The following is a 12903-nucleotide window of genomic DNA, read 5'->3' on the forward strand; positions in this document are numbered from 1 at the left end:
GTCGCCTGCGAACGTCTCCGCCCGGGCATCCGAAGCCGAATATCCCGGTAAAGGGCGGGAAAATCACCGGCTTTCGGCATTTCGGCAGTCAGTCATCTTTTGCTTGACGACTTACCGAAGCCGCACTACTGTCGCAACGAACCCGCAGAACCGACCCGTGACAGCGCCGCCACGAGGCTCCCCCGAGTCCGCCGCGCCCGCCCGAAACGACGGCATCCCTCGTTCGCCGATCGGCGCCTCGCCGCTCGTCCCGACCACCCGCCGGCGCCCGCCGACGACTCCACCGACCCCCGGTGGAAGAACGGAGCACTCATGTCCTTCACCTCCCGTCGCGGCCTCTCGGCCCGCATCGGAGTCGCCGCCCTCGGGGTCGGCATCCTCGCCGCCGCGGGCGGTGGCAGCGCCTTCGCCGCCGATGAGGGCAGCATCGACGTGCAGGTCGAGATCGCCCCCGCGGCGGAGCCCGGCGTCCTCGCCCTCACCGTCGCGGACGATGCGACCACGCTGACCGAAGGCGAGGCGTCCGGCACCGACCGCACCTTCGCGGGCACCCTGCCCACGGTCACCGTCACCGACACCCGTCTCGCCGAGAACATCGACCCGGAATCGTTCTGGTACGTCATGGGAGCGATCAGCGACTTCACCGGCAGCGCCGGCCAGCCCGCGATCTCGTCGGCGGACAGCTTCGGCTGGTACCCCGACATCGTCTCGGGCAATCCCGCGGGCGGGTCGCAGGTGGTCGCCCCCGGAGACGCCGTCGACCCCGGCACGGGTGGCTTCGTCGACGCCGAGCTCCTCGCCAACGTCGACAGCGCAGCGGACGCCGCGGGCGGAGCGTACTCCGCCACCGCCGGCCTGCTGCTGAAGACGCCGGCCACCGTGGCACCCGGGGCGTACTCGGCCACCATCACCCTGACCCTGCTCGAGGGGTGAGCACCGAGATGAGGGTGGCGCTCGCGCGCGGAGCATCCGCCGGCATGGCGGGTGTCTTCGTGGCCGCGATCGCCCTCGCGGCGGCCCCGCCCGCCCTGGCCGACGACGCCGCCGACTCCGCGGTCACCTGGTCGGTCACCCCGGCCTCGGCTGCGGGGCCGGACGGCCGCCGCGTGATGCAGGTCGAACTCGACCCGGGTCAACGCGTCACCGAGCACCTCGCCGTGAAGAACTTCAGCGAGCGAGAGGCGACCTTCGCCCTGAGCGCCGCGGACGGCTACTACACCGAGACGGGGCGCTTCACGATGCTCCCCGCCGACCGCACCTCGACCGACGCCGGCACGTGGATCACGGTCGAACCGACGGTCACGCTCGCGCCCAACGAGACGCGGGTCGTGTCGTTCGAGATCGCCGTGCCGCAGAACGCCACCCCCGGAGACCACGCGGCCGGGGTCTCGGCATCCGTCCGATCCACCTCCGCGGGAGCGGACGGGACGAGGGTCGGTGTCGACAGTCGCGTCGGCTTCCGCGTGTCGACCCGTGTGACGGGGCAGCTCGCCCCGTCGGTGGGCGTCGGCGAGGTCCGTGCGGAATACACGCCGTCGTGGAACCTCTTCGCGCCGGGGTCGATCACCTACACCTACACGGCGGAGAACACCGGGAACACCGCCCTCGCCGTGAGCGACGCGGCCGAGGCGACGACGGAGCGCGGAGTGCTCCTGCCCGGCGAGTCCCGGGACGTGCGCACCGAGCCCCAGCCCGCGTGGCCGCTGTTCGTGCTGACGAAGGACGTGACGGTGGATGCCGCGGTGCCCGACTCGACGCTCGCCGCAGCTCCCGTGACGCGCAGCGTGACGGTGTGGGCGGTTCCGTGGGTGCACCTCGCCGCCGCGGTCGGCGTCGCCCTCATCGTCGCGGCCGTCGCCTCGGGTCGTCGTCGATCCCGCCAGCGCCTCGACGATCTCGTGGCCCGCGCTCGCGAAGAGGGTCGGCGCGAGGCGGTGGAGGTCTCATGAGCGACGTGCTCTTCGTCCCCATGGCCGTCGCCGACGACGGCGTGGGCGTCACCGTCGAGATCACTCCCCTCCCGACCGCCACCTGCACCATCGACTGCTCGCCGCCGCCCGGCGCCGGCCCCGGATCCCCCGGGGGAGGGCTGCCGGTCACCGGAGGCGAGATCGCCTCGGTCCTCCTCGCCGTCGCGTTGGTCGCGGCGGGGCTCACGGCGACGGTCTGGGGCCGGTGGCGACGACCGACCGCGGACCCGAGCTGACCGCTTCGCCGTCGGCGCCGCCGCTCGCCTCCGCGATCGAGCGGCGGTGCCGACGCTCGATCGCCTGCCCCGCGTACGACGCGGCGATGATGAGCGCGGCGCCGGAGAGTCCGGGAAGACCGACGGCTTCACCCCCGATCGCCACGCCCACGGCGAGGGCCCAGACCGGCTCCGTGCCCATCAGGATGCTCGCGCGGGTCGCCGAGGTGCGCCGCACCGCCCAGAGCTGAACCACGAAGGCGAACACCGAGCACAGCAGGCCGAGGAAGATCACGTCGACCCAGCCGGCCGCCGAGAGCCCCGCCACCGCGGGCGCAAGATCGGCCCCGGCCACGGCCGTCGAGGCGAGAGCGCACACGACGAGCTGCACGAACACGACAGCGAGGGTGCTGTCCTCACGCCCGCGGGTCAGGTGCCCGCTCGCGGTGACGTGCACGGCGCGGACGACCGCCGCCGCGATGACGAGCGCATCCCCCGGGTTGGGGGCCCGCAGGCCCCCGCCCGAGACGAGCAAGGCGACCCCGGCGACCGCGGCCACGGCCGCGATGAAGTACGACCTCGGGAGCCACGAGCGCGCCGCGATGCTCTCCAGCACCGGGGTGAAGACGAGGGCCAGACTGATGAGCAGGCCCGCGTTGGTCGCCGAGGTCAGGTGCACGCCCGCGGTCTCGAGCCCGATGACCGCCGCCTGCGAGCAGCCGAGGAGCGCGGCGATCACGAGACCGCGACCGCGCGGCATCCGCTCCCGACGAAGAAGACACAGGATGCCGAGAGCGCTCGCCGCGACGACGAAGCGCAGGGCCACGCCCGAGGCGACCCCCGTTTCGGCGACCAGTTCTTTCGCGGCGAGGAAGCTCGCCCCCCACACCGTCGCGACGGCGAGGAGGAGGACGTCGACGAGGATCTCGGGAGCGCGGCGGGTCACCCCCTCACGATCCCCCGCGATTACGCGGAAGAACAAGCGGCATGTTCTTCACGGTGGCGTAAGTTCTGACTTATGGATGTGGCTCACCTGCGCGTGTTGCGCGAACTCCGTGACCGGGGGAGCGTCGCCGCCGTCGCGGCGGCACAGCACGTGTCGGCCTCCGCGGTCTCGCAGCAGCTGGCCGCCCTGCAGGCCCACGTTCCCGTTCCCCTCACCCGGCGTCGCGGGCGGGCCCTCGCCCTCACCCCGGCCGGCGAAGCCCTCGCCGCGGCGGGAACGCGGGTCGACGAGGCCCTCGTGGGTGCGCGCGAGGCTGTCGGCGCTTTTCTCGACGCGAGCGATCGCCCGGTGCGCGTCTCGGCCTTCCACAGCGCCGCCCTCACGCTCTTCGGGCCCCTCCTGCGCGAACTCGACGGCTCTCCGCCCCTGCGTCTCGCCGACGCCGACGTCGCGCACCGCGACTTTCCCGGGCTGACCGCCGACCACGACCTCGTCATCGCCCACCGCCTCGCCCACGACGAGCCGTGGCCCGCGGACCGCGTGGTGATGGTGCCGCTGCTTGAGGAGCCCCTCGACATCGCGCTCCCCGCGGACCACCCGCTCGCTCGAAGCTCCGAGCTGCGCGCGTCCGACCTCGTCGACGAGAGGTGGGTGTCGGTGCACGCCGGCTTCCCCCTCGCCGGGGTCCTCGATCACCTGTCGGCGCACGTCGGACGCCCTCTCGAGGTCGCCCACCGCATCAACGAGTTCTCGGTGACGGCCGAGATCGTCCGCGCGGGCGCGGCGGTCGCCGTCATGCCCCGGACCACGACGGCCCCGCTCGCGGTCGACGGGCTCGTGCTGCGCCCCCTCGCCGATCTCGCCCTGGTGCGTCACGTGGACGCGCTGGCCCGCCCCGACGCCCTGGCCTACGCGGCCGTGCGGCGCGTGCTATCGGCGTTGCGCTCGGTGTCGGCGCGGGCGGCGGACGCGTCCCCGGGTCCCGACTCCGCCTGACGAGCGGCGGCGGGGGTCGGGCCGTCGGTGTCCGTCGAAGCGGCGCGCGGTGCGAGGGTCGGCTCCGGATCAGCGAGCAGAGCCTCTCGGATGATGCGGCGCGGGTCGTACTGGCGGGGGTCGAGTCGCTGCCAGTCGACGTCGGCCACCTCGGAGCCGAGCTCGTCGCGCACCCGCTCCTGGGCGGTCTTCGCGAAGCCGCGCGCACGGATGAGGGCGCGCCGCAGGGACTCCGCCGCGGCGGGAAGCCGCTCGGGACCGATGATGAGCGCCGCGATGACGCCGATGAGGATCATCTTCTCGATGGTGAGACCGAAGAACACGGGCTACTCCCCCGCTCGGGGGCGGCGGGGGCCGACCATCGGAACGCGGGGGGTCAGCGGGTCGGGGGCGGGTCGGCGACGACCGCCGAGGCACGGGCTTCGGGAGCCGCGGGCGTGGCCGATTCGGCGAGGGGCGTCGCTTCGTCGTCCTTCATCGCTTTCAGCTCGCCCTTGAACAGGCGGGCCGATTTGCCCACGCTCTGAGCCAGGGCCGGCAGCTTCGCGGCCCCGAAGAGGAGGACGATCACCGCCAGGACGATCAGCAGGTGCCATCCGGTCAGTCCATGGAGCATGAGGCCTCCTCGGCCGTGTCGGCGCCTTCACCGACGGGTGGGGGATCGGCGCGAGACGCACCGTGCGGCGATGCTAGCCCGCGACGAATGGAAACCACAAGGATCGCGTCGAGCGCACTTTTGTTGTGTGCGCATTACGCAACTTTTGATTGACCTATGGAAAAACATCCGTCAGGATGACGACGAGCGACGTCCCCCACAATCGGACACCTCATCCCCCCGAGGCTCGCCCCACGAACCGCCCTGAGAGGCGGTGATCGGCGACCCCTCCCACTCGACGAAGAGTAAGGAGCAGACACCGCGCGTGGCCGACCGCCACCGCACGAAGAGCCCGGGCCGCCACGATCAGTCGTTGAGACCGACTGTGTGGCGACCCGGTGAAAACAACTCGAACGCATTCACAGGAGCTGTTTCACGATGAACTCTACTTCTCGGCATCCGGTCGTCCGGTCCCGGTTGACGGCGGTCCTCGCGGCCACCGCACTGGGCCTGGGCGCCATCGCCGCCGCACCCGCCCCGGCCTTCGCGCACGACGGGCACGACCACGGCACCACAGACCCCGGCGGCGACCACGGCGACCCCACCGACCCCGGTACCCCCGACCCCGGCGACACCGGCGAAGACGGCGGCGCCCTCGACTGGAGCAACTACGAGCGCGTGCTGCTCACCAAGGACGTGGGCGAGCCCATCGACCTCGCCGTCCTCCCCGACAAGCGCGTCCTGCACACCGCCCGCAACGGCGACGTGCGCCTGACCGATCCCGCGACCGGCGTCACGCGCGTCACCAACACCCTCGATGTCTACGCCAACTCCGAGGACGGCCTGCAGACGGTCGCCCTCGACCCGGACTTCGCCGAGAACAACTGGGTGTACCTCGTCTACTCCCCGCGCGACGCCGACGGTGACGGCGTGGCCGACACCCCGGCGGGCAACTCCCCCAACACCCTCCCCGCGGGGGCCGACGAGTCCTACTGGGACCAGTGGGTCGGCGTGAACCGCCTCGCCCGCTTCCAGTGGAACGGGGACTCCCTCGACCTCGCGAGCGAGCAGGTCGTCCTCGACGTCGAGGTCCAGCGCGGGCAGTGCTGCCACGTCGGCGCCGACATCGGATTCGACGCCGACGGCAACCTGTACCTGAGCACGGGCGACAACACCCCGGCATCCACTCCGGGAGCGAACGGCTTCGCGCCCAACAACGACGCCCCCGGCTACAACCCCGGATTCGACTCGCGCCGCGGCGCCGGCAACACCAACGACCTGCGCGGCAAGATCCTGCGCATCCACGTCGAGGAGGACGGCTCGTACACGATCCCCGAGGGCAACCTCTTCGCCCCCGGAACCGAACTCACCCGCCCCGAGATCTTCGTGATGGGCGTGCGCAACCCGTTCCGCATCGAGGTCGACATCGAGACCAACTCGCTGTCGTGGGGCGACTACGGCCCCGACGCCACGAAGGCCGTGGCCCAGACCGCCGGCCGCGGGCCCATGGGACTGGTGGAGTGGAACGCCATCAGCCTCGACGAGCCCCAGAACGCCGGGTGGCCCTACGTCCACGCCGACAACCAGGCCTACAACGACTGGGACTTCGCCACGGCGACGCCGGGTGCGTTCTTCGACCCGCAGAACCTCAAGAACGAGTCGCGGTGGAACACCGGTCTCACCGACCTTCCCCCCGCGCAGCCCGCGACCCTCTGGTACGGCGACAACCCCGGCGACCAGCCGTGGGACGAGCTGGTGAACTTCGGTGCCGGTACCGGCCAGGGCCCCATGGGCGGACCCGTCTACCACTACGACGAGACCAACCCCTCGCCCACGAAGCTCCCGCAGCACTGGGACCGCAAGGCGTTCATGGGCGAGTTCTCGCAGGACTACATCGCCGCGTTCACGCTCGACTGGGACACCTTCGAGGTCAGCGACATCGAGGACTTCCTTCCGAACGCGGCGCTCAGCACCCTGGGCCAGCCGCCGCACGACAACCCCATGGACATGGAGATCGGGCCCGACGGCTCGATGTACGTGCTCGACTACGGCGACGGCTTCTTCCGCGCGAACCCCGATGCCGGTCTGTACCGCATCGACTACGTCGCCGGTAACAAGTCGCCCCAGGCGCGTTTCACCGCAACCCCCACCTCGTCGTCGCAGGCTCCCCTGACCGTCGAGTTCGACGCGTCGACCTCGACCGACCCCGACGGAGACGCCCTCACCTACGAGTGGGACTTCGACGGCGACGGCACCTACGATGCGACCGGCGCGACCACGTCGTACACCTACACCGAACTGGGCAACTACAGCGCCCGACTGCGCGTGTCCGACCCGGGCGGACGCTTCGGTCTGACCTCGCGCACGATCTCGGTCGGCAACCAGGCGCCCGAGGTGACCGTGGCCTTCCCCGGCAACGGCGCGTTCTTCGACTGGGGTCAGGCGATCCCGTTCCAGGTCACAACGACGGATGCCGAGGACGGCGACGCCACGGAATGCTCGCGCGTGACGTGGACCTACGGTCTCGGCCACGACGAGCACGCCCACCCCGAGGTCTCGGGCACGGGCTGCACGGGCGTCTTCCGCACCGACCCGAACTCGCCCGAGCACGGCCCCGGTGCCCTGCTCTACGGCGCGGTCGTGGTCACGTACACCGACGCCGGCGCCAACGGACTGCCGGCGGCCACGGGTGAGGCGACCGTTCGCCTGAACCCGAAGCTGCAGCAGGCCGAGCACGCGATCCGTCGCGAGGGCGTCACCACCTACGCCGACACCGACGCCTCGGGCGGCAACGCCATCCGCGGCCTGGGATCGGGCGACTACCTCGCCTTCGACCCGGTGAACTTCGCCGGGATCGACGGGGCCGTGGTCCGTGCCAGCGGCGCGGGCGAGGTCCAGCTGCGCTGGGGAGCGGCCGACGCCGAGCCCTTCGCGACCGCCACCATCCCGGCGGGTAACGGCTGGCAGGACGTCGAGATCGCCTTCGAGGCCCCCGAGGGCAGCGGGGCGCTCTATGTCACCTCGGCCGACGAGCTGGCCGTTGACGCGCTGACCATGGTCGGCGACGGCGTCGGAGACGTCACGCCCCCCACCGTCGCGCACACGCTGGCTCCCGCCACCCCGACGGGTGTCGGCGGCGTGTTCAACGAGCCGGTCCGCTTCTCGGTGCAGGCCGCCGACAACGGCACGCTCGCGAGCGTCCAGTACTCGCGCGACAACGGCGCGACCTGGGTGAACCTCGCGGCGAACCAGCAGTACGGGGTGACGTTCGATCAGGACGGCGCCTACGACATTCGCTACCGCGCCACCGACACCGGTGGCAACGTGTCGGAGCTCGGTTCGGTGTCGTTCACGATCGACCTCGACGCTCCCAACGAGCCGACGGTCGACACCCGCACGCTCGTCTCGCTCGGCTCCCCGCGAGTCACCTACGGCGCCCCGGGCGACGTGACGGTGTCGGTGCGCGGAGAGGGCGGCGCCCCCACGGGCGAGGTCGTGCTCACGGTCGGCGACACCGAGCTCGGTCGCGCGACCCTGGACGCCGACGGCAACGCCGTCGTCGCCCTCCCGGCGGACCTCCCGGTCGGCACGCACACCCTGCGGGCCACCTACGGAGCCGACGAGACCTTCAAGGGGTCGGCCGGCATCGGTCGTCTCACGGTCTCGCAGGCGAAGTCGACGACCTCGGTCGCCGTCTCGCCGACGCCGGTCAAGCCCGCCGTGGCGGCCACCGCCACGGTTCAGGTGGCCTCGTCGACGGGCATCGTCCCGACCGGTGATGCCACGGTGACCATCCGTCGCAACAACGCGGTCGTCGCCACCCTCACCGGCACGCTCGGCGCAGACGGCACCGTCCAGGTGACCCTGCCCAAGCTCAGCGCGGAGGGCGCCTACCAGGTGCAGGCGTCGTACACCGGTTCGACCGGGATCGCGAAGAGCAGCGGCAGCGCGAACCTGACCGTCAAGAAGTAACACCCCGGTGGGGGTCGCGTACCGCGGCCCCCACCACCCTCACGGTCGTCCCCGGCCCCGGGGCGGACCCACCTCGAAGGAGAGTCATGAGTCACCACCACGACCACGCGCACCCCACGGTGCCGGATCGGCCCATGAGCCGGCGCACGCTGCTCAAGGCCCTGGCGGCGTCATCCGTCGCCGTCGGCATCGGCGCCGCCGCCATGCCCGCCGCAGCCTCCGCCTCCACCGCCTTCGGCGCCCGCGCCGCGGCGGCCGCTCCCCCGGTCAGCGCCGGGAAGCGTCTCGTCCCCGTCAACCGCATCGGCATCCAGCTCTTCACCGTCCGCGACAAGGTCAGCTCGCTGGGCTTCCGCGCGGTGTTCGAGGAGCTGGCCCGCATCGGTTACTCCGAGATCGAGTTCGCGGGCTACACCCAGGGCAACGTCGGCGCGATCACGCCGCAGGAGATCCGCCAGCTGCTCGATGACAACGGTCTGCGCGCGACCGGCGCGCACGTCAACCTCACCCCGGCCAACATCGACCAGCAGCTCGAGATCGCGCACGTGCTGGGCATGCCGCACCTGGGCCAGGGCGGACCCATCGCCGGAGGCTACGGCGGTCCCCTCGCCAAGGACCCGTGGATGCAGGCCATCGGCACGTGGAACCAGATGGGCGAGAAGGGTCGCGCCGCGGGCATCAAGCTCTATCTGCACAACCACGCGCAGGAGTGGGGCTTCACCACCGATACCAACGAGCGCGTGTACGACCTGTACTGGGAGAACCTCAACCCCGAGACGGTGTTCTTCGAGATGGACGTCTATTGGGCGCACGTCGGGAAGTTCCTCTACCCCGGGTTCGAGCCGATCGACTACATCACGCGCGACCCCCGGCGGTTCCCGATCCTCCACCTCAAGGACGGCAAGCTCAACCCGAACAGCGCCAACGGCTACGACATCGTCGAGTTCGGCGCCGGGAACATCGATTACACGGCGTTCCTGTCGCAGCTGCGCGACCGCGGTCAGCGCTTCGGCATGTTCGAGCAGGACAACGCCTCCTCGGTGCCGGTGAACCCCGGGAACTCGCTCGCGAACGCCGACCGCAGCTACGACAACATCGCAGCCCTGCGCGGCTGAGCGACGAGGAAGAACTGATGAACAGAATCACGAAACTGACCACCGTCGGACTCCTCGTCATCGGGGGCAGCGTGGTCGCGGTCCCCGCGTACGCGGCCGACCTCACCTGCACCGACGACCTGGGCAGCCAGACCGTCTCGGGCAACCTCATCGTCCCGGGAGGAGCGGACTGCATCCTCGGCGGCGCGACCGTCGAGGGCGACATCGTCGTCGAGGCCGGGGGATGGTTGGATGCCACCTCGGTCACGGTCACCGGAGACGTCGTCGCCACCGACGCGTACGGCGTCTCGCTCGACGGCACGAGCGTCGCCGGCGACGTCAGCGCCTACTCCGCCGACACCACCGTGGGCTTCCTCTACGTCAACGACCTGAAGGTCGGGGGCTCGGTGGAAGCCGGCGGCATCGACGTCGAGGTCGTCGACAGCGCGATCGCGGGCTCGCTGCTCACGCAGCAGGCCACCTACGTCGACGTCGTGCGCACGTCGGTCGGTGCGGACGTGTCGATCGATGGCTCGGACTGGGGCGTGTCGATGACCGGCGCCGTCGTCAAGGGCGACGTCACCGTGAGCGGCAGCTCGCGCGACGTGCTGATCGGCGCGACGGCCGACGGCGGCTCCGACGCCTTCGCCAACTCGATCGGCGGGGGCCTCTCGCTCAGCGGGAACACCGCGAACCTGCGCGTGGCGAACACCACCGTGTACGGTGCTCTCGCCCTCGACGGGAACACCCCGGCGGCGGCGTTCGGCGCGGGCGTGCGCGCCGGCTCCACCACCGGCGACTACACGGGTGAGGCTCCGACCGCCCCTCCCGCGGGCGACCAGTCGATCGCGGTGACCGTCCCCGGCCAGGGCTCGGGCGAGCTCACCTGGTCGATCGAGGGCACCTCGCGCCTCGTCGACCTCGGCGTCGCGACCGAGAACCTCGACCACTACGCAGCGGCGGGCGAGATCGTCCCGATCCGCGTCCAGGACACTCGGGCCGGAAACCCCGGCTGGTCCCTGACCGCGCAGGTGTCGAACTTCGCCGCCGACGGCCAGGAGGTGTCGAGCGCGTACCTCGGCTGGACGCCCGAGGTGCTCGAGACGCAGGGCGGCGCCGTCGCCGGGGCCCCCGTGCCCTCGGGCTTCGACAGCGGCCAGGGCCTCTCGGTCGCCCGCACCCTCGCGCAGGCGAACGACGGCCATGAGCGAGGCAGCTCGCTCGTGGGCGCCGACCTGGATCTCAAGCTCCCGCTCGAGACCCCCCGCGGCACCTACACCGCGACCGTGACGCTGACCGCCCTCAGCTGACCCCCTCCCCGTCGGGGTCGCGCCCCTCGAGAGCGCGGCCCCGACGGGATCCCTTCCACACGAAAGCCACGCCCATGTCCCAGGCGAAGACCACTTCCCGTCCGCTCCGATTGCTCCTGTCGTTCCTCACCGGCCTCGCGCTGCTGCTGGCCAGCCCGCTCGCCGCCTCTGCGGCCGCCGCCCCCTCCCCCGACACCACGGTCACGTGGAGCGTCAAACCCGCCGACACCGCGCAAGGGCGCGACCGGCCCAACTACGCCTACGACCTGCTGCCCGGCGGCACGGTCGGCGACGCCCTGTACGTCGCGAACCGCAGCCCCCAGCCGATCACCCTGCGCGTGTACGCCGCCGACGGATTCCTCACCGACGACGGAGCCCTCGACATCCTCGCCGGGGGCGCGGAATCCACCGACCTCGGCAGCTGGGTCTCGATCGCAGCCCCCGAGCTCACCCTCGACAGCGGCGCGAGCGCCGAGGTCCCCTTCACCGTGACCGTGCCCACCGACGCCGCCCCGGGCGATTACGCGGCCGGCATCGTGGCATCCATGCTCGTCACCGCCGACAACGGCACCGTCACCGAACGTCGCCTGGGCTCGCGCGTGCACCTCCGCGTGCAGGGCGACCTCGCCCCCTCGCTCGCGATCGGCGACGTCGTCGTCGACTACCACGGCACCGCGAACCCCGCCGAGACGGGATCCGCGACCGTGGGCTACACCCTCACCAACACCGGCAACACGCGCCTCGACCCGAACGTCGAGGTCGCCCTCGGCGGGCCGTTCGGCTGGGCGCGCGTGACCGCCGCCGACGACGCCCCCGAGCTGCTCCCCGGCAGCTCGCTGAAGCGCACGGTCGAAGTCGCCGGGGTCGTCCCCCTCGTGCTGCTGTCAGCCGACGTCACCGCCACCTCGCAGGTCGTCTCGCGCACACTGGCCGGCGCGGAGCCGTCGGCCCTCGACCCCCTCGTGTCGCAGGGCGCGGCCGCCACGGCCGCCGTGCCGTGGACGGCGCTCGCGATCCTCGCCGTGGTCGCCCTGCTCGTGGCCTGGCGCGTCATCGCCGCCCGACGCCGTCGAGCGGCCCACGCCCGGGAGATCGCCGCCGCCGTGGCTGCCGCGCGGGCAGATGCCGACGGATCCGGATCAGCTGCCGAGGGGACGGATGCCGACGGGACGGATGCCGCTGGGCCCGGCGCCGCGACGGGTGCGGCCGCCGAGCGCGAGCCGGTGCCCGCCGGCGGCGTGGCCGACACGGGGGGAGTCCCCGAGGCTCCCTCCCCCGTCCCGACCCGCGCCTCGCGCCGGTCGCCCTGAGACCCGCTCGCGGCGTGGAGAGGGACACTCCGCGCCGCGAGCGATCGATGACGCCCGCCGTGCTCGTGCACGGCGGGCGTTCCTCGTGTGCTGGCCCGGCCCGCCTCCCGGGCCCGCGCACGCCCGGCCTGCCCCGGCCTGGCCCGCCCCGGCCTGGCCCGGCCTGGCCTGCCCCGGCCACAACGCAGGAACACCGACCCGGTCGGGGCGTCTTCGCCCGGCCCGATGGCCCGCCGCCCCCGGATGTCCTGCGTCCTGCCACGGGAGGGACGGGCCCCGCACCGGGCACGACCGCGGGGAAATCCGCGACGCGCCGAAGTCCCGGCATCCGGAATCGGCCTGTCGGGGAAACGGTGCGCCGCCGTACGCGCCGGACCGGCTCACCACCTACCCGGCGGACCGACAACCCCGGCTCGGGTGCACAACTCCTGCGCATCGCGCGACCGTGGCCCCCGGGGCCGCGAAACCCGCCCATCTGCAGGAGTTGTGCACGCG

Annotated in this window: 11 protein-coding genes; 8 read left to right on the forward strand and 3 right to left on the reverse strand. The window is 72.2% G+C overall.

The features are described 5' to 3' along the window. Window positions 1-312 precede the first annotated feature (312 nt). From OVA26_RS00440 to OVA26_RS00450, 3 genes are read left to right on the forward strand one after another with little or no spacing between them, the layout of a single operon-like run. Window positions 313-933 carry a hypothetical protein gene (locus OVA26_RS00440; RefSeq protein ID WP_268102460.1) on the forward strand — a complete coding sequence of 207 codons (621 nt, stop codon included), beginning with the start codon at window positions 313-315 and terminating at the stop codon, window positions 931-933. Continuing rightward, window positions 930-1949 (forward strand): WxL protein peptidoglycan domain-containing protein, encoded by a 1020-nt coding sequence (locus tag OVA26_RS00445; protein WP_268102461.1) that lies wholly within the window; start codon window positions 930-932, stop codon window positions 1947-1949. The genes OVA26_RS00440 and OVA26_RS00445 overlap by 4 nt, the downstream gene beginning before the upstream one ends. Next, window positions 1946-2206 (forward strand): hypothetical protein, encoded by a 261-nt coding sequence (locus tag OVA26_RS00450; protein ID WP_268102462.1) that lies wholly within the window; start codon window positions 1946-1948, stop codon window positions 2204-2206. Before OVA26_RS00445 ends, OVA26_RS00450 begins: the two co-directional genes overlap by 4 nt. Here the strand turns inward: OVA26_RS00450 and OVA26_RS00455 are convergent. After that, window positions 2154-3131, reverse strand: coding sequence for a DMT family transporter (locus OVA26_RS00455; RefSeq protein ID WP_268102463.1), 978 nt, complete (start codon window positions 3129-3131; stop codon window positions 2154-2156). The two genes, OVA26_RS00450 and OVA26_RS00455, sit on opposite strands and share 53 nt — an antisense overlap. A gap of 72 nt (window positions 3132-3203) precedes the next feature. Here OVA26_RS00455 and OVA26_RS00460 point away from each other — a divergent pair, with 72 nt between their 5' ends. Next, window positions 3204-4127 (forward strand): LysR family transcriptional regulator, encoded by a 924-nt coding sequence (locus OVA26_RS00460; RefSeq protein ID WP_268102464.1) that lies wholly within the window; start codon window positions 3204-3206, stop codon window positions 4125-4127. On the opposite strand, the gene OVA26_RS00465 is transcribed toward OVA26_RS00460, so the two are convergent. Both OVA26_RS00465 and tatA read right to left on the reverse strand, forming a co-directional pair. Continuing rightward, a complete protein-coding gene (locus tag OVA26_RS00465; RefSeq protein WP_268102465.1) occupies window positions 4040-4450 on the reverse strand; it encodes a twin-arginine translocase TatA/TatE family subunit in 411 nt (136 codons plus the stop codon). The genes OVA26_RS00460 and OVA26_RS00465 overlap by 88 nt on opposite strands. A 53-nt stretch (window positions 4451-4503) precedes the next feature. After that, a complete protein-coding gene (gene tatA, locus OVA26_RS00470) occupies window positions 4504-4743 on the reverse strand; it encodes a twin-arginine translocase TatA/TatE family subunit (RefSeq protein ID WP_268102466.1) in 240 nt (79 codons plus the stop codon). A gap of 417 nt (window positions 4744-5160) precedes the next feature. Between tatA and OVA26_RS00475 the strand changes: the two genes are divergently transcribed. The 4 genes from OVA26_RS00475 (at window position 5161) to OVA26_RS00490 (ending at window position 12408) form a co-directional block, all read left to right on the forward strand. Then, window positions 5161-8694 carry a PQQ-dependent sugar dehydrogenase gene (locus tag OVA26_RS00475; protein ID WP_268102467.1) on the forward strand — a complete coding sequence of 1178 codons (3534 nt, stop codon included), beginning with the start codon at window positions 5161-5163 and terminating at the stop codon, window positions 8692-8694. An 86-nt stretch (window positions 8695-8780) separates the two neighbouring features. After that, window positions 8781-9809: a sugar phosphate isomerase/epimerase family protein gene (locus tag OVA26_RS00480; RefSeq protein ID WP_268102468.1), complete on the forward strand. Its 1029-nt coding sequence runs from the start codon at window positions 8781-8783 to the stop codon at window positions 9807-9809. 17 nt (window positions 9810-9826) lie between these two features. Next, entirely contained in the window at window positions 9827-11098 is a 1272-nt protein-coding gene (locus OVA26_RS00485) for a hypothetical protein (RefSeq protein WP_268102469.1), read from the forward strand. Between the two features lie 74 nt (window positions 11099-11172). Continuing rightward, window positions 11173-12408: a DUF916 domain-containing protein gene (locus tag OVA26_RS00490; protein WP_268102470.1), complete on the forward strand. Its 1236-nt coding sequence runs from the start codon at window positions 11173-11175 to the stop codon at window positions 12406-12408. Window positions 12409-12903 lie beyond the last annotated feature (495 nt).

Origin of the sequence: Microbacterium sp. SL62 (genome assembly GCF_026672635.1) — a bacterium.
Classification (GTDB): Bacteria; Actinomycetota; Actinomycetes; order Actinomycetales; family Microbacteriaceae; genus Microbacterium; species Microbacterium testaceum_A.